Source organism: Streptomyces lomondensis (assembly GCF_014651035.1).
GTDB lineage: Bacteria > Actinomycetota > Actinomycetes > Streptomycetales > Streptomycetaceae > Streptomyces > Streptomyces lomondensis.
This window is the reverse complement of record NZ_BMWC01000008.1, coordinates 303,100-319,593: the sequence shown is the minus strand read 5'-3', so window position 1 is coordinate 319,593 and position 16,494 is coordinate 303,100. Positions and strand designations below refer to the sequence as shown.

Genomic DNA, 16,494 nt, shown 5'->3' with positions numbered 1-16,494 from the left:
CCGGCAGCCTCGTCGCCATCGCCGCGCGCATGACCCGCCTGGAGGCCGTGCCGTGCTGAGCGTCACCCTGCGCACCCTGCGCACCCACTGGACCGCCTTCACCGGCAGCTTCGTCGCCCTCTGCCTGGGCGTGGCCCTGCTCACCGTGACGGGCCTGGCCCTGGCCTCGTCCGCGACCGCCCCGGAGCGCGGCCCCGAACGCTTCGCCGCCGCGCCGGTCGTCGTCAAGGGCCGGGACACCCTGCGCGTACCGACCCCGATCGGCGACCGCACGGCCCGGCTCGCCCACCCGCGCCCCCTCCCCGCGGCGACGGTCGCGGAGTTGCGGACGCTGGGCCGGGTCGTCGAGGACCGGTCGTTCCCCGTGCGGGGCGGTCCCGCCGATCTGGTGGGCCACCCTTGGTCCACCGCCGCGTTCGCCCCCTACGTCCTCGCCGCCGGCCGGGCACCCCACGCGTCCGACGAGGTCGCCGTCACCGGCGACCGGACGCGCCTCGGCCGACGGCTCCGCACGGACAACGGCACCGTACGCGTCGTCGGCACCCTGACCCCGCGCGGCTTCGAGAACGCCGTGTTCTTCACGGACGCCCGCGCCGCCCGGCTGTCCCCCGCGGTCCACCAGGTGGTCGTCGAGGCCGATCCGGCGGCCGTGCGGAAGGCCGTGGGCGACAGCGCCCAGGTGCTCACCGGCGACGCCCGCCGCCTCGCCGACGCCGACCCCGGCCGGGACGGCGAGGCGCTCACCGCGATGAACGCCCTGTTCGGCACCGCCGGCGGCGTCACCGCCTTCGTTTCGGTCTTCGTCGTGGCCTCGACCTTCGCCTTCGCGGTCGCCCAGCGCCGCCGGGAGTTCGCCCTGCTGCGCACCACCGGGGCCACCCCGGGCCAGATCCGCCGCACCGTCCTGGCCGAGGCCCTCGCCGTCGGCGCGCTCGCCTCGGCCGCCGGCTGCGTGCTCGGTGCCCACGGGGCACCCCTGCTGGCGGCCCGGGTGGCCGACGAGGGCCTCGCCCCGGCCTGGTTCACCATCGGCGACCACACCTGGCCCTACCACGCGGCCTTCTGGACGGGCCTGCTCGTCGCCCTGGCCGGAGCGACCGCGGCCTCCTGGCGGGCCGGCCGCACCGCCCCCACCGAGGCCCTGCGCGAGGACAGCGGGCGGATCACCCCCGGCCGCCTGCTGTGCGGCACGGCCCTCCTCCTCACGGCCGCCGCGACCCTGGTCCTCTCCCTGGCCGGCGACCCGGGCGACCTCCTCCACCGCAAGACGTACATCAGCCGCCCCCTGCTGCTGATCACCGCGACGGCCCTGCTCGCACCCCTCGCGCTGCGCCCCCTGGCCCGGCTGCTGACCTGCCTGCCCACGACCGTCACCCGGCTGGCCCGCGCGAACACTGCCACCGCAGTCCGCCGCACCGCTGCCCTCGCGGCCCCCGTCCTGGTCACCGTCGCCCTCGCGGGTTCCCTGCTCGGCACCACAGCGACCCTGAACCAGGCGAAGAGCACCGAGACGAGCGAGCGCACCACCGCCGCCTTCGTCCTCACCCCGGCGGCCGGAACGGGCTTCGACGAAACCGCCCTGCGCAGACTCCGCGCCGTACCGGGCACGCAGATGTCACCGACGTCCTCCACGGCCGTCCACGCCCTGGAGGACGGCGTGGCCCTCGTCCGCTCCGAGGCCCGCGCCGCGACCCCCGGGGCCCTGGCGGCCACCACGCGCCTCCCGCTCGCCGCGGGCAGGGTGAGCGACCTGGACGACGACTCGATCATCGTCAACGAGGAGTGGCAGCGGCACCGGGTGGGCGAGCGGGTACGGGTGTGGCTCGGCGACGGGACGCCCCGCACCCTGCGCATCGCCGCCGTGATGCCCACCGGCACCGGCGGCAACGGCGTCTACGTCACCCCGCGCAACGCCCCGGGCGCCACGGTCGACCGCATCGACGTGGCCCTCAGGGACGGCGCGGACCCGGCCGCCGTGGCCACAGCCCTCCACAAGGCCGTGGGCACCGGCCAGGTCCTCACCCGCGACGCATGGCTCCGGGCCACCCATCCCGAGACCAACCGCACCACCCGCCTCGGCCTCCTGCTGGTCCTCGGCATCGCCCTGCTCTACACGGGCATCTCCGTGGCCAACACCACGGTCATGGCGGCCTCCGACCGGACCCGCGACCTGGCCGTGCTGCGGCTGGCCGGAGCCACCCGGTGGCAGGTGCTGCGGCTGACCGGCGCCGAGGCGCTGACGGTCGTCGCGGCCGGCGCGCTCCTCGGCCTCCTGGTCACCGCCGTCAACCTGGCCGGCCTGGCGAGCGCCCTCGCGCTGCTGTCGGTCCGGCCCGCCCTCACCCTCCCGTGGCAGGCCCTGGGCACGACGGTGACCGCCTGCGCCCTCCTCGCCCTGACCGCCGCGGTCGTCCCCGCCGCCCTCGCCCTGCGCCGCCGCCCGGTGGACCTGGCGGGCCTGCGGGAGTGACCCCCGGGGGACAGGTCGATCTCGTCATGAGACCCATACAGTGGAGCCATGAGACGGACCTCGTTCGACACCTGGCCCTGCTCGATCGCCCGCACCGCCGACATCCTGGGCGACGCCTGGACCCTCCTGGTGCTGCGCGAGGTCTTCTACGGCGAATCCCGCTTCGACGGCTTCATCGGCACGCTCGGCATCGCCCGCAACACCCTCACCGACCGGCTGCGGCGCCTGGAGGCCGAGGGCCTGCTGCGGCGGCGGGCCTACCAGAGCGAACCGGTCCGCCACGAGTACCTGCTGACCGACAAGGGCCGCGACTTCTTTGGTGTCCTCGCCGCGATCAACGCCTGGGGCGACCGCTGGCTGGCCGGCGACGAGGGCGCCCCGGTGGTCCTGCACCACACGTCCTGCGACCACGACACCGAGGCCCGCGTCGTCTGCTCCTCCTGCGGCGAGCCGCTGCGCCACCAGGACCTGACCGCGCGCACCGGCCCCGGCTACCCGTACCGCCACCTCGACGACCCGGCGGTACGGGAGCGCTTCGCCCCCGGCCGACCCCTGGGCGGCACCGGAGGCGACCAGTCCTGAGAGCTTCCTCACACGGCGAAACACCGAGACAACCGTCACATCCGCAGACACGAAGAACGGGCGGCATCTGATCGATGCCGCCCGTTCCGACGGTGCGCGAGGGGGGAGTTGAACCCCCACGCCCTTGCGGGCACTGGAACCTGAATCCAGCGCGTCTGCCTATTCCGCCACCCGCGCATTGGGTGTGTCCTGGGCCCCTGCCCCTTGGGGGCTGGCGCCTTCCGACACCCAGAACATTAGCACGCGGGGCGGGGTGGGTTCACATCCCTTCTTCCCGCAGGCAGGGCCCCCGCCGAGCGTTCGGTGCCCCGGCCACGTATCAACGCCTGCCGCTTCAGGTATCAACCTCGTACCGGTACCCCTTGTCTCCCCAGGAGGCGGTCGGGGTCCACAGCCGGGTGCGGGACACTGGTCTTCAGCCGCCTCTACGATCCATGGCAGGAGTACCTGAAGCGGTTGCGCGCGGCGGTACTCCCACCGGAGTTCGAAGAGGAGCTCCACAGGGAACTTCGTCAAGCGTCGACACCCGTCGGCCGGGCTGACAGGGGGAACCAGCCGATCGACCGGCGCGTGGATACGATCAGTAAGCAGTACCAGGCAAGCGGCCCGCAGGGCAGTACACAGGACGGCAGCGACGGAGGAGGTGCCCCATGGGAGTCCTGAAGAAGTTCGAGCAGCGTCTCGAAGGTCTGGTCAACGGCACCTTCGCCAAGGTGTTCAAGTCCGAGGTCCAGCCCGTGGAGATCGCCGGCGCGCTCCAGCGCGAGTGCGACAACAACGCCACCATCTGGAACCGCGACCGCACGGTCGTACCCAACGACTTCATCGTCGAGCTGAGCACGCCCGACTTCGAGCGGCTCAGCCCGTACTCCGGCCAGCTCGGGGACGAGCTCGCCGGCATGGTGCGCGACTACGCCAAGCAGCAGCGCTACACCTTCATGGGCCCCATCAAGGTGCACCTGGAGAAGGCGGAGGACCTCGACACCGGCCTGTACCGGGTGCGCAGCCGTACGCTCGCCTCCTCCAGCAGCCAGGCCGGCCCCGCGGGCGGCGCCGCCGCGCCCGCCGCCCCGGCGGCCGGACGCCCCGGTGGCTACGGCTACCCACCGGCCGCCGCGCCCGCCGGCGCCCCGCCCATGCCGGCCGCGCCACCGCCCGGCGGCCGCCCCGGCGGGTACGGCTACCCGCCGGCCGCGAGCGCCCAGCGGCCCCCGGCCGCCCCGGCCCCCGGCGGACGCACCCGCCACTGGATCGAGATCAACGGCACCCGCCATCAGATCTCCCGCCCGACGCTGGTGCTGGGCCGCAGCACCGACGCCGACGTGCGGATCGACGACCCCGGCGTCTCCCGCCGGCACTGCGAGATCCGGACCGGAACGCCCTCGACGATCCAGGATCTCGGATCCACCAACGGCATCGTGGTGGACGGGCAGCACACCACCCGCGCTACGCTCCGCGACGGCTCGCGGATCGTCGTGGGCAGCACCACCATCATTTACCGGCAAGCCGAAGGGTGAAGCGGGGGCAATGTCAGAGCTGACCCTCACGGTCATGCGGCTGGGTTTCCTGGCCGTTCTGTGGCTGTTCGTGATCGTGGCCGTGCAGGTCATCCGGAGCGACCTGTTCGGTACGCGGGTCACCCAGCGCGGAGCGCGCCGCGAGGCCGGCCGGCAGCAGCAGGCCGCCCGCCAGGCGCCGCCGCAGCAGCGCCAGCAGCCCGCCGGCGGCCGGCGCGGCCGTAACGCCCCCACCAAGCTGGTCGTGACCGAGGGCACCCTCACCGGCACCACGGTCGCGCTCCAGGGCCAGACCATCACCCTGGGCCGGGCGCACGACTCGACGATCGTGCTGGACGACGACTACGCCTCCAGCCGCCATGCCAGGATCTACCCGGACCGCGACGGCCAGTGGATCGTCGAGGACCTCGGCTCCACCAACGGCACGTACCTGGACCGGACCCGGCTGACGACTCCCACACCGATTGCGCTGGGCGCGCCGATCCGCATCGGCAAGACCGTCATCGAGCTGCGGAAGTAGTGCTACATCATGGATAGGCGCGAGCGGAGCGAGCACGCAGTGGCGGGCCCCACCCCGGGCCCCGGCGCGCTCCCGACCGGAGGGTGGGCAGTGTGGCTCGACACGACCGGCTGTACCCGGAGCCGACAGGCGAGGTGCGCATGAGTCTGTCACTGCGCTTCGCGGCCGGATCGCACAAGGGCATGATCCGGGAGGGCAACGAGGACTCCGGGTACGCCGGCCCGCGCCTGCTCGCCATCGCCGACGGCATGGGCGGTGCCGCCGCCGGTGAGGTCGCCTCCTCCGAGGCCATCTCCACCATCGTCGCGCTCGACGACGACGTCCCCGGCTCCGACATCCTCACCTCGCTCGGCACGGCGGTGCAGCGCGCCAACGACCAGCTGCGCTCGATGGTCGAGGAGGACCCCCAGCTGGAGGGCATGGGGACCACCCTCACCGCCCTGCTCTGGACCGGCCAGCGCCTCGGCCTGGTGCACGTCGGCGACTCGCGCGCGTACCTCCTCAGGGACGGCGTCCTCACCCAGATCACCCAGGACCACACCTGGGTGCAGCGCCTGGTCGACGAGGGCCGCATCACCGAGGAAGAGGCCACGACCCACCCCCAGCGCTCGCTCCTCATGCGCGCGCTGGGCTCCGGCGACCACGTCGAGCCGGACCTCTCCATCCGCGAGGTCCGCGCCGGCGACCGCTACCTGATCTGCTCCGACGGCCTGTCCGGCGTGGTGTCCCACCAGACCCTGGAGGACACCCTCGCCAGCTACCAGGGCCCCCAGGAGACCGTCCAGAACCTGATCGAGCTGGCGCTGCGCGGCGGCGGCCCGGACAACATCACGGTCATCGTGGCCGACGTCCTCGACCTGGACACCGGCGACACCCTCGCGGGCCAGCTCTCCGACACCCCGGTCGTGGTCGGCGCCGTCGCCGAGAACCAGCACCAGCTGCACGACAACGGCATCATGCAGACCCCCGCCGGCCGCGCCTCCGGGCTCGGCCGCCAGGGACACGGCCAGGGCGGGGGCGGCGAGTTCGGCCCGCCCGGCTCCGGCGACACCACCGGCTACATCCCGGCGGCCGGCTTCGGCTACGGCGACGACGACTTCGCCAAGCCGCGCAAGAAGGGCCGCTGGCTGAAGAGATCCCTCTACGGCGCCCTCGCGCTCGCCGTCGTCGGCGGCGCCCTGTACGGCGGCTGGCGCTGGACGCAGACGCAGTACTACGTCGGCGCCCAGGGCGAGCACGTCGCGCTGTACCGGGGCATCAGCCAGGACCTGGCCTGGGTGTCGCTCTCGAAGGTCGAGAAGGACCACCCCGAGATCGAACTCAAGTACCTGCCGCCCTACCAGCAGAAGCTGGTCAAGGCGACCATCGCCGAGGGCGGCCTGAAGAACGCCCAGGCGAAGATCCAGGAACTGTCGGTGCAGGCCTCCGCGTGCAAGAAGGAGGCGCAGCGGCGCCAAGCCGAGAGCCAGAACAACGCCAGGACCGGCGAAGGCGAGGCCGGGGGCACCACGGGAACCACTCCCGCCTCCTTCACGTCCAAGGCCACACCCACGCCGAACCCGTCGACCCCGTCGGGCTCGCCGTCGACGCCTGAGAAGTCCACGCCCCCGCCCACGACCGCACCCACTCCCAGCCCCGGCCCCAGCCTCTCGGAGGAAGAGCAGAAGGTCGTCTCGCTGTGCGGTAAGCAGTAGGCAAGCCGTGAGAGGCCCTGTCACACGATGAGCAGTACTACGAACCCGCCGGCGCACCACACGTCCACGATCGGCGCGATCGGCGCACCGAGCCGACGCAACACCGAACTCGCGTTGCTGGTGTTCGCCGTCGTCATCCCGGTCTTCGCCTATGCCAATGTCGGGCTGGCCATCAACGACTCGGTGCCGCCCGGCCTGTTGAGCTACGGCGTCGGCCTCGGCCTGCTCGCCGGCGTCGGCCATCTCGTCGTACGGAAGTTCGCCCCGTACGCGGACCCGCTGATGCTGCCGCTGGCCACGCTGCTGAACGGCATCGGCCTGGTCGTCATCTGGCGGCTTGACCAGTCGAAGCGGCTTCAGGCGTCCAGCTCGTTCGTCGAGGCGGCACCCCGCCAGCTGCTGTACTCCGCCATGGGCGTCGCCCTGCTCGTGGTCGTGCTGATCTTCCTCAAGGATCACCGTGTCCTGCAGCGCTACACGTACATCTCCATGGCCGGTGCGCTGTTCCTGCTGATCCTGCCGCTCGTGCCCGGACTCGGCGCGAACATCTACGGCGCCAAGATCTGGATCAAGATCCCCGGCCTCGGCACGCTCCAGCCCGGTGAGTTCGCGAAGATCATCCTCGCGGTCTTCTTCGCCGGCTACCTCATGGTCAAGAGAGACGCCCTGGCACTGGCCAGCCGCCGTTTCATGGGCCTGTACCTGCCGCGCGGACGTGACCTCGGTCCGATCCTCGTCGTCTGGGTGATCTCGATCCTCATCCTGGTCTTCGAGACCGACCTCGGTACCTCCCTGCTGTTCTTCGGGATGTTCGTCATCATGCTGTACGTCGCCACCGAGCGGACCAGCTGGATCGTCTTCGGTCTGCTGATGTCCGCGGTCGGCGCCGTCGGCGTGGCGAGCTTCGAGCCGCACATCCAGACGCGTGTGCAGGCCTGGCTCGACCCGATGCGCGAGTTCGAGCTCTCCCGCGCCGGCGTCCAGGACGGCATCGTCCACTCCGAGCAGGCCATGCAGGCCCTGTGGGCCTTCGGCTCCGGCGGCACGCTCGGCACCGGACTCGGACAGGGCAACTCCGACCTCATCGGCTTCGCCGCCAACTCCGACTTCATCCTCGCCACCTTCGGCGAGGAGCTGGGCCTGGCGGGCGTCATGGCGATCCTGCTGCTCTACGGTCTGATCGTCGAGCGAGGCGTGCGCACCGCCCTCGCGGCCCGCGACCCGTTCGGCAAGCTGCTGGCCATCGGCCTGTCCGGCGCCTTCGCGCTCCAGGTCTTCGTCGTGGCCGGCGGTGTCATGGGCCTCATCCCGCTGACCGGTATGACGCTGCCCTTCGTGGCGTACGGCGGTTCCTCCGTGATCGCCAACTGGGCCCTGATCGGCATCCTGTTGCGCATCAGCGACACCGCTCGCCGCCCGGCTCCCGCTCCCGCCACCAGCCCCGACGCCGAAATGACCCAGGTGGTCCGCCCCGGGAACTCAGACCCTGCCGGCATGTGATCGTCATCACGACCGAAGCACGTCCGAAGTGATCATCTTCCGCAGCGCTTCGCACTAGAGTTCCCTTCGACCATCACAGCCCGTACTCACGGGATGACCAAAGGGGGATTCATGGCTCGCGTGAGCTCGCGAACCAAGCGAATCGCAACAGGCGCGGCTGCGACGTTGAGCGCGGCCCTGTTCACGCTGACCAGCGCGTCGAGCGCTCAGGCCGCCTCGTACGGGGGCAACTGGACCGCCAACGACGTGAAGATCCGCAAGGGTCCCAGCACGAACACGGCGATCGTCGACCGCGGCTACATAGGCGACGGTGCCGCCGTGCAGTGCAAGGCGCGCGGCGAGGGTGTCTTCGGCAACGACATCTGGTACTACGTGCGGAATGTGAATTCCAACACCGGTAAGTGGGGCTACACGTCCGACTACTACTTCACCGTGGCCGGCGGTGCCAATCCGCCGTGGTGCTGAGAAGCACACCTGGGCAAACCACCCGGTAAACGGCTTCCCGTCGGCGAGAGCCGGTGGGAAGCCGTCCGGCTTTGAGGAACCGGAACGGCTTCCGGCACGTCCATTCCCCGGGTTTGCTGCCGCTCTGCCCCCGCCCGAAGCGTGCCTCTAGACTGTCACCGGTCATGGATGAGCGCCAGCAGCAACGACACCGAGACTGTGAAACAGCAGGCAGAGCTGTTGGCTTGTGGAAAGGCCGGACGTGAACAAGCCCGTACGCCGGATCGCGATCTTCTGTGGACTTCTGGTCCTCGCCCTGCTCATCCGCAGCAACTGGATTCAGTACGCGAACGCCGATGAACTGCGTTCGGACAAGAACAACCGCCGGGTCGCCATCGAGAGGTACGCGTATCCGCGCGGCGACATCATCGTCGACGGCAGGCCCATCACCGGGTCCACCGAAACGACGAGCGGCGACTTCAAGTACAAGCGCACCTACAAGAACGGGCCCATGTGGGCCCCGGTCACCGGCTTCGCCTCACAGGCCTTCGACGGCAGCCTGCTCGAGAAGGTGGAGGACGGCATCCTCACCGGCACCGACGACCGGCTCTTCTTCCGCAACACGCTCGACATGTTCACGGGCGAGAGCCGCGAGGGCGGCAACGTCGTCACCACTCTCGACGCCGCCGCCCAGAAGGCCGCCTACAACGGACTGAAGCAGCAGGGCGGCAAGGGCGCCGTCGTCGCCCTCGAACCGTCCACGGGCAAGATCCTCGCGCTGGCTTCCTTCCCGTCGTACGACCCGGCGAGCATCGCGGGTTCCAACACCTCGGACGCGAAGGCCTGGAAGGGCCTGCAGAAGGCGGCCAACCCGGACGACCCGATGATGAACAGGGCGCTGCGCGAGACCTACCCGCCCGGCTCCACCTTCAAGGTGGTCACCGCGGCCGCCGCCCTGGAGGACGGCCTGTACACGGACCCGGACGCGAAGACCGACTCGCCGGACCCGTGGGTCATGGAGGGCACCACCACCAAGCTGCCCAACGAGGGCAACATCCCCTGCAAGGACGCGACTCTGCGGGTGGCGCTCCAGTACTCCTGCAACACCGTCTTCGGCAAGATCGGCTCGGACCTGGGCAACGAGAAGATGCTCGCCGCGGCCAAGAAGTTCGGCTTCACCGAGGAGCAGTTCACCCCGGTCCGCTCCAGCGCGTCGGTGTTCTCCGACGACATGAACCCGTCGCAGACCGCGCTGTCCTCCATCGGCCAGTTCAACACCGCCGCGACCCCGCTGCAGATGGCCATGGTGGCCTCGGCCGTCGCCAACAACGGCACCCTGATGAAGCCGTACATGGTCGACGAGCTCCAGGCCCCGAACCTCGACACCATCGAGAAGACCGAGCCCGAGGAGCTGAGCCAGCCGCTGTCGGCGAAGAACGCCCAGATCCTCCAGTCGATGATGGAGACGGTCGTCGACAAGGGCACGGGCTCCAACGCCAAGATCGACGGCGTCAAGGTGGGCGGCAAGACCGGTACCGCCCAGCACGGCGTCGACAACAGCGAGAACCCCTACGCGTGGTTCATCTCGTACGCCAAGGGCGACGACGGCAGCTCGCCGGTCGCCGTGGCGGTCGTGATCGAGGACGACAACGCCGTCCGTGACGACATCTCCGGCGGCGGCCTCGCGGCGCCGATCGCGAGGAACGTGATGGAGGCGGTCATCAAGAGCAAGCAGTGACCCCGCTCACGTCTGCTTCACATTGGTGCACGTTGCGATACCGGTCCTGTATCGGCTGACGGGCTTGGCCAGGTCACACAAAGCGAGCCGGGTACGGTAGGCCCGGACGGCAGCCTCCGACCGTACAAGCGTGCCGGTCGGGACCGACGGAGAGGGCTGGTAGGTAGCTATGGAAGAGCCGCGTCGCCTCGGCGGCCGGTACGAACTGGGCCAGGTGCTCGGGCGTGGTGGCATGGCGGAGGTCTACCTCGCGCATGACACCCGCCTCGGCCGCACCGTGGCGGTGAAGACGCTCCGCGCGGACCTCGCGCGCGACCCTTCCTTCCAGGCCCGGTTCCGCCGGGAGGCCCAGTCGGCCGCCTCGCTCAACCATCCCGCGATCGTCGCGGTCTACGACACGGGCGAGGACTACATCGACAACGTGTCGATCCCGTACATCGTGATGGAGTACGTCGACGGTTCCACGCTCCGAGAGCTGCTGCACAGCGGCCGCAGGCTCCTGCCCGAGCGCGCGATGGAAATGACCATCGGCATCCTCCAGGGCCTGGAGTACGCCCACCGCAACGGCATCGTCCACCGCGACATCAAGCCCGCGAACGTCATGCTGACGCGCAACGGCCAGGTCAAGGTGATGGACTTCGGCATCGCCCGCGCCATGGGCGACTCCGGCATGACGATGACGCAGACGGCGGCCGTCATCGGCACCGCCCAGTACCTCTCGCCGGAGCAGGCGAAGGGCGAGCAGGTCGACGCCCGGTCCGACCTGTACTCCACCGGCTGCCTGCTCTACGAACTGCTCACCGTCCGCCCGCCCTTCGTCGGCGACTCCCCGGTGGCCGTGGCCTACCAGCACGTCCGGGAGGAACCGCAGGCGCCGAGCGTCTTCGACCCCGAGATCACGCCCGAGATGGACGCGATCGTGCTGAAGGCGCTCGTCAAGGACCCGGACTACCGCTACCAGTCGGCCGACGAGATGCGCGCCGACATCGAGGCCTGCCTGGACGGCCAGCCGGTCGCGGCCACGGCCGCGATGGGCGCCGTGGGCTACGGCGGCTACCCCGACGACCAGCCGACGACGGCCCTGCGCGCGGACTCCGGCGCCGGCGCCACGTCCATGCTGCCGCCCATGAGCCCGGACGACGGCGGCTACGGCTACGACGACCGCCCCGACCGGCGCCGCCAGCAGCAGCGCAAGTCCAGCACCTCGACGATCCTCCTCGTGGTGGCGGGCATCCTCGTGCTGGTCGGAGCGATCCTGATCGGCCGGTGGGCGTTCAGCGGCAGCGGAGGCGCGAGCGACGACACGATCGCGGCGCCCAACTTCGTCGGCGAGACCCAGCAGAACGCGAAGAAGCTGGCGACCAACGCCGACCTGGAACTGTCCTTCACGAGCAAGCCCTGCGACGACCAGGCCAAGGGCAACATCTGCTCCCAGAACCCGACGGCCGGTACGGACGTCAAGAAGGGCGACACCATCGCCCTGGTGGTGTCGACCGGGGCGCCGAAGGTGACGGTCCCGGACGTCACGGGTCTGACCTACGAGAAGGCCAAGGCCGAACTCGAGGACAAGGGCTTCGTGGTCGATCAGAAGACCGAGGAGTCCGACCGCACCCCCGGCGTGGTCATCAAGCAGGATCCCAGCGGCGACACGGAGCAGGAGAAAGGCTCCACGATCACCCTGACCGTCGCCAAGGAGGCGGAGAAGTCCACCGTCCCGGACGTGCTCGGCCAGAGCTGTGACGCGGCCAAGCAGCAGATGCAGGCCAGCAGCCTGGTCGGCACCTGCACCGAGGTGGAGACCGGCGACGACAACCAGGTCGGCAAGGTCATCGCGACCACGCCGCAGGCCGGCACCTCCGTCGACAAGAACTCGTCGGTCACCATCCAGATCGGCAAGAAGAGCGAACAGCAGAAGGCGCGCGTGCCGCAGGTCGTCGGCCAGACCGTGGGCCAGGCGAAGCAGATCCTCGCGCAGGCCGGCTTCACGAAGATCCAGTTCGCGAACGGCAGCGACCAGAGCGACAACGCCATCGTCGCCGGGCAGGACCCGGGGGCCAACTCCGAGGTCGACGACCCGGCGAACACCACGGTCACGCTCCAGACCGTCGGCTTCGGCAACAACAACAACAACAACGGCGGCAACAACAACGGCGGTGGCGGCGGCAACGGAGGCATCTTCGGCGGCCTCAACGGCGACGACTGACGCCCCAGCCCGCTCACGGCAGAGCCCCGGCACCCTTCACAGGGCGCCGGGGCTCTTCCATGCCGCCATGCCGCAGCACGAGTCAAAGCGCTGTCGCTGCTGCCGGACGGGATGCATGTGACGACGGCGATGCTGGCGGCGTACTTCGAAGTCGCAACGTCAGGTGCGTGTCTTCCTCCTCGACATGGAGTACCTGGCGCGCACACAGCCTGTGGAAAACCTTGCCCCGACCGACGCCGCGTCGTCGTTCAAGGCGGCGGAAGGGACCGCGGCATCGACATCACCGCGCTCACGGCCGACGGGCGGCGCATCGTCGTCCAGTGCAAGAGGTTCGCGCCCCACCTCTCCATCACCAGCCCCGTACACCGCTAGCGACCGATCTCCGCCAAGGAGGGCCCTCAGCCCAGTTCCTTCGGCGGTGTCCGCTCGCTGTCCACCTTCTCGACCCGCTCCAGCTCGCCCCACACGATGTACCGGTACGTGCTCGTGTACACCGGCGTGCAGGTCGTCAGCGTGATGTAGTGGCCCGGCGTCTTCTTGCCGGACTCCTTCGGGATGTTCGAGAGGACCTTGACGTTGAACTTCGAGGTCTCGGGAAGGATGGCGTACGTCTTGTAGACGTACCACTTGTCCTTCGTCTCGAAGACGATCGGGTCGCCCTTCTTGATCTTGTCGATGTTGTGGAACTTGGCCCCGTGGCCGTCACGGTGGGCCGCGAGGGAGAAGTTCCCGGTCTTGCCCGACATCGGCAGCGTCGCCTTGACGGGATCGGTGTAGTAACCGGCCACACCGTCGTTGAGGATCTTGTTCGACGTGCCCTTCTCGACCAGGACCTCGCCGTTCCTCATCGCGGGCACGTGCAGGAAGCCGATGCCGTTCTTCGTGTCCAGCACCCCGGGCCCGCCCCGGCCGTGCGCCCAGTCGTCGCGGACCTTGTCGGCCTGCTGGCCGGCCGCCCGGTCGGCGACGACGTTCGTCCACCACAGGGAGTAGGCGACGAACAGGCCGAGGACCAGGCCCGCGGTGATGAGGAGTTCCCCGAAGACGCTGACGGCCCGCGCGAACGGGCCGGGCCCGCGGCGCGCCGCAGGTCGCCGCGACGCCGCGCCGGTGTGCTCTTCGTGGTCCGTGTCGGTGGTCGCTGCCACTGGTCATCTGCCCTTAACTGACGAGCGCATCCGGCTTGCCCTTGCTGCGCGGCCGTTCCTCGACCATCTTGCCCCAGACGATCATCCGGTACTTGCTGGTGAACTCCGGCGTGCACGTGGTCAGCGTGATGTAGCGGCCGGGCTCGGTGAATCCCGACCCCGCGGGGATCGGGTTCAGGACGCTCGTGTTGCTCGGCGAGGTCACCGGCAGGATCGACGCCATCTTGTAGACGTAGTACTCGTCCTGCGTCTCCACGACGATCGGGTCGCCCGGAGTGAGCCTGTTGATGTACCGGAACGGTTCTCCGTGGGTGTTGCGGTGGCCCGCGAGTCCGAAGTTCCCGGTCTTGTCGCTGGGCATCGCGGTCTTCAGCGCGCCCTCGGCGTAGTGGCCGACCATGCCCCGGTCGAGCACGCCCTTGCTGTTGGTGCCCTCCGCGATCGGCACCACGACGTCCAGCTTCGGAATGTGCAGGATGGCGAATCCCTGCCCGGGCTCGAACGCCCCGGGGTTGCGCTTGCCGTTCGCCCAGTCGTCCTGGAGGCTGCTGGCCTCCTGGCCGGCCTGCGCGTGCGCCCGGACGTTCGTCCACCACAGCTGGTAGGTGACGAACAGCAGCATCAGCACGCCGGTCGTGATGAAGACCTCACCTATGGCCCGGCTGGCGACGACCGCCGCGCCCGGCTTGCGCGCCCGCGCCTGCCGCCGCGCCTCGACCCGCGACAGCGGCGCCCGGGACTTCTCCTCCGAGCGGGTGTCCGGCGAGCGGGTGTCCGCGCCCCCATGGCGCCCGTGACGGCGTCTGGCGGCCTTCCTGCGGGCCGCACGGCCGCCGTGGGCCCCTCCGCCGTGCCGTGCGCCGGACGAGGCCGCAGAGCCCGTCAGGGCGTCACCGGCCGCGGGCGGCGGATCCGGTATCCGCAGCGCCACCGTCTCCTCGTCGACCGGAGGCAGATACGGCTCTTCCGGGACGGACGCGTACGGCTGCGGCTCCTGCCGGTACGACTGCGGCTGCGCCCCCGGCTGCGGAGACGCACCGTGCGCCCCTCCGCCCGACCAGTCCTCGAACGCACCCGGCACCCCGTACGACTGCTGCCCGTACGAGGTGTCGGACTCGCGCTCGGGGCGCAGCGCCGTCACGCCGTGGCCCTGCCCACCACCGGGGCGAGCCCGGCCGACCTCGCCACCGCGCCCTGGTCGCCGCACTCCACCAGCCAGTTGGCCAGCATCCGGTGCCCGTGCTCGGTCAGCACCGACTCGGGATGGAACTGCACGCCCTCGACCGGCAGTTCGCGGTGCCGCAGGCCCATGACGATGCCGTCGTGCGTCCGGGCCGTGACCTCCAGCTCGGCCGGAACCGTGGCCGGCTCGGCGGCCAGGGAGTGGTAGCGCGTCGCCGTGAAGGGCGACGGGAGACCCGCGAAGACGCCCGCACCGCTGTGCTCGACCAGCGAGGTCTTGCCGTGCAGCAGCTCGGGCGCACGGTCCACGACACCGCCGTACGCCACCTGCATCGACTGCATGCCGAGACAGACGCCGAAGACCGGGACGCCCGTGGCGGCGCAGTGCCGGACCATGTCGACGCAGACGCCCGCCTCCTCCGGCGTGCCGGGGCCCGGGGAGAGCAGGACGCCGTCGAAGCCGTCCTGGGCGTGCGCCGTCGAGACCTCGTCGTTGCGCAGGACCTCGCACTCGGCGCCCAGCTGGTACAGGTACTGGACCAGGTTGAAGACGAAGCTGTCGTAGTTGTCCACGACGAGAATGCGCGCGCTCACTGGTTGTCCACCGTCACATCGTTGAAGGGCAGCAGCGGTTCCGCCCACGGGAAGACGTACTGGAAAAGCACGTAGACCACGGCCACGACCAGGGCGAGTGAGATCAGCGCCTTCACCCATGTGCTCCCCGGCAGATGCCGCCAGATCCAGCCGTACATGCCGTCCCTTCCGTCGTACCACGGCACCAGACCTACGCCGTACAGCCACCAGACTAACGGCGCAGCGCCTCAGGTTTCCCGGCCTCCACAGGCTGGGTGGAGTCCAGGTGCGCCCAGACGATCAGCCGATGACTGTGTCCCCATTCCGGTTCGCACGTGGTCAGCGTCAGATAGCGGCCCGAACGCGTGTACCCGGATGTACGTGGGACAGGGTCGATCACCTCGATGTCCGAGGGCACTGTTTTGTACGGTCCTTTGTCGATCCGATAGGTGAACCAGGTGGTGCCGTCGGTCAGCACCACGGCGTCACCGCGCCGCAGCCTGGGGAAGTCCTTGAAGGGGTCGCCGTGGGTCCGGCGGTGGCCGGCGACCGCGAAGTTCCCCTTCTGCCCGAGCTGGGCGGTCTCCGCGTAGTGCCCGAGCCCCTTCTTCAGGGTGCCGGTGGCGGTGCCTTCGAGCACCGGCTTGTTCCACGTGAAACCAAGACGCGGGATGTACATGATCGCGAAGGGCTTGCCCTCGGCGTACGGCCTGGGCTTCGCCGGACCCGCGGCGGGGCCTGCCGGCGGACGGGGCTTGGACCACTCCTCCCGGAGCAGCTCGATCTGGTCGTCCATGACGTCGTCGGCCTGCACACCGGTCCAGAACAGCACGTAGACGACGAACAGCACGATCAGGTTGCCGACGGTGATGCACAGTTCGCTGACGGTCCTGACGATCACGCGCACCGGCAGCTCCCCCGGC

Annotated in this window: 14 protein-coding genes and 1 tRNA gene; 9 read left to right on the top strand and 6 right to left on the bottom strand. The window is 70.2% G+C overall.

From position 1 onward, the window contains the following. Window positions 1–52: 52 nt before the first annotated feature. A complete protein-coding gene (locus tag IE255_RS26545; RefSeq protein ID WP_190052881.1) occupies window positions 53–2,470 on the top strand; it encodes an ABC transporter permease in 2,418 nt (805 codons plus the stop codon). Between the two features lie 48 nt (window positions 2,471–2,518). Beyond that, window positions 2,519–3,052 (top strand): winged helix-turn-helix transcriptional regulator, encoded by a 534-nt coding sequence (locus tag IE255_RS26540; protein WP_190052880.1) that lies wholly within the window; start codon window positions 2,519–2,521, stop codon window positions 3,050–3,052. A gap of 93 nt (window positions 3,053–3,145) precedes the next feature. On the opposite strand, the gene IE255_RS26535 is transcribed toward IE255_RS26540, so the two are convergent. After that, window positions 3,146–3,229: transfer RNA gene (locus tag IE255_RS26535), tRNA-Leu, on the bottom strand. A gap of 473 nt (window positions 3,230–3,702) precedes the next feature. Here IE255_RS26535 and IE255_RS26530 point away from each other — a divergent pair. The 7 genes from IE255_RS26530 to pknB all read left to right on the top strand — a co-directional run bounded on the left by IE255_RS26530 (window position 3,703) and on the right by pknB (window position 12,668). Continuing rightward, on the top strand, window positions 3,703–4,569 hold the full coding sequence (locus tag IE255_RS26530; protein ID WP_190052879.1) for an FHA domain-containing protein: 867 nt from the start codon (window positions 3,703–3,705) through the stop codon (window positions 4,567–4,569). Window positions 4,570–4,579: 10 nt separating this feature from the next. Beyond that, complete coding sequence (locus IE255_RS26525; protein ID WP_190052878.1) at window positions 4,580–5,089, top strand: FHA domain-containing protein FhaB/FipA; 510 nt, start codon at window positions 4,580–4,582, stop codon at window positions 5,087–5,089. A gap of 140 nt (window positions 5,090–5,229) precedes the next feature. Continuing rightward, window positions 5,230–6,783, top strand: a complete 1,554-nt coding sequence (locus IE255_RS26520; protein WP_190052877.1) for a Stp1/IreP family PP2C-type Ser/Thr phosphatase — start codon at window positions 5,230–5,232, stop codon at window positions 6,781–6,783. Between the two features lie 27 nt (window positions 6,784–6,810). Next, the gene (locus IE255_RS26515) at window positions 6,811–8,283 is read left to right on the top strand and encodes an FtsW/RodA/SpoVE family cell cycle protein (RefSeq protein ID WP_190052876.1); all 1,473 of its coding nucleotides are present in this window, start codon (window positions 6,811–6,813) and stop codon (window positions 8,281–8,283) included. A gap of 165 nt (window positions 8,284–8,448) precedes the next feature. Continuing rightward, window positions 8,449–8,748 (top strand): hypothetical protein, encoded by a 300-nt coding sequence (locus IE255_RS26510; RefSeq protein WP_190052875.1) that lies wholly within the window; start codon window positions 8,449–8,451, stop codon window positions 8,746–8,748. Between the two features lie 241 nt (window positions 8,749–8,989). Beyond that, window positions 8,990–10,465: a peptidoglycan D,D-transpeptidase FtsI family protein gene (locus tag IE255_RS26505; RefSeq protein ID WP_190052874.1), complete on the top strand. Its 1,476-nt coding sequence runs from the start codon at window positions 8,990–8,992 to the stop codon at window positions 10,463–10,465. A 169-nt stretch (window positions 10,466–10,634) separates the two neighbouring features. Then, window positions 10,635–12,668: a Stk1 family PASTA domain-containing Ser/Thr kinase gene (gene pknB / locus IE255_RS26500; RefSeq protein ID WP_190052873.1), complete on the top strand. Its 2,034-nt coding sequence runs from the start codon at window positions 10,635–10,637 to the stop codon at window positions 12,666–12,668. Window positions 12,669–13,066: 398 nt separating this feature from the next. Here pknB and IE255_RS26490 read toward each other — a convergent pair whose 3' ends face one another. From IE255_RS26490 to IE255_RS26470, 5 genes are read right to left on the bottom strand one after another with little or no spacing between them, the layout of a single operon-like run. Continuing rightward, window positions 13,067–13,816 (bottom strand): class E sortase, encoded by a 750-nt coding sequence (locus tag IE255_RS26490; protein WP_190052872.1) that lies wholly within the window; start codon window positions 13,814–13,816, stop codon window positions 13,067–13,069. Window positions 13,817–13,829: 13 nt separating this feature from the next. Then, window positions 13,830–14,957, bottom strand: coding sequence for a class E sortase (locus IE255_RS26485; RefSeq protein ID WP_190052871.1), 1,128 nt, complete (start codon window positions 14,955–14,957; stop codon window positions 13,830–13,832). Continuing rightward, window positions 14,954–15,592 carry an aminodeoxychorismate/anthranilate synthase component II gene (locus IE255_RS26480; protein WP_190052870.1) on the bottom strand — a complete coding sequence of 213 codons (639 nt, stop codon included), beginning with the start codon at window positions 15,590–15,592 and terminating at the stop codon, window positions 14,954–14,956. Before IE255_RS26480 ends, IE255_RS26485 begins: the two co-directional genes overlap by 4 nt. Next, window positions 15,589–15,750, bottom strand: a complete 162-nt coding sequence (locus IE255_RS26475) for a hypothetical protein (protein WP_086602725.1) — start codon at window positions 15,748–15,750, stop codon at window positions 15,589–15,591. Before IE255_RS26475 ends, IE255_RS26480 begins: the two co-directional genes overlap by 4 nt. Before the next feature lie 53 nt (window positions 15,751–15,803). Then, window positions 15,804–16,478 (bottom strand): class E sortase, encoded by a 675-nt coding sequence (locus IE255_RS26470; RefSeq protein ID WP_190052869.1) that lies wholly within the window; start codon window positions 16,476–16,478, stop codon window positions 15,804–15,806. Between the last annotated feature and the right edge of the window lie 16 nt (window positions 16,479–16,494).

Coding starts and splice junctions, on each gene's coding strand:
- IE255_RS26540 (WP_190052880.1), top strand. CDS start 2,519: ATGAGACGGACCTCGTTCGACACCTGGCCCTGCTCGATCGCCCGCACC.
- pknB (WP_190052873.1), top strand. CDS start 10,635: ATGGAAGAGCCGCGTCGCCTCGGCGGCCGGTACGAACTGGGCCAGGTG.
- IE255_RS26515 (WP_190052876.1), top strand. CDS start 6,811: ATGAGCAGTACTACGAACCCGCCGGCGCACCACACGTCCACGATCGGC.
- IE255_RS26475 (WP_086602725.1), bottom strand. CDS start 15,750: ATGTACGGCTGGATCTGGCGGCATCTGCCGGGGAGCACATGGGTGAAG.
- IE255_RS26525 (WP_190052878.1), top strand. CDS start 4,580: ATGTCAGAGCTGACCCTCACGGTCATGCGGCTGGGTTTCCTGGCCGTT.
- IE255_RS26530 (WP_190052879.1), top strand. CDS start 3,703: ATGGGAGTCCTGAAGAAGTTCGAGCAGCGTCTCGAAGGTCTGGTCAAC.
- IE255_RS26520 (WP_190052877.1), top strand. CDS start 5,230: ATGAGTCTGTCACTGCGCTTCGCGGCCGGATCGCACAAGGGCATGATC.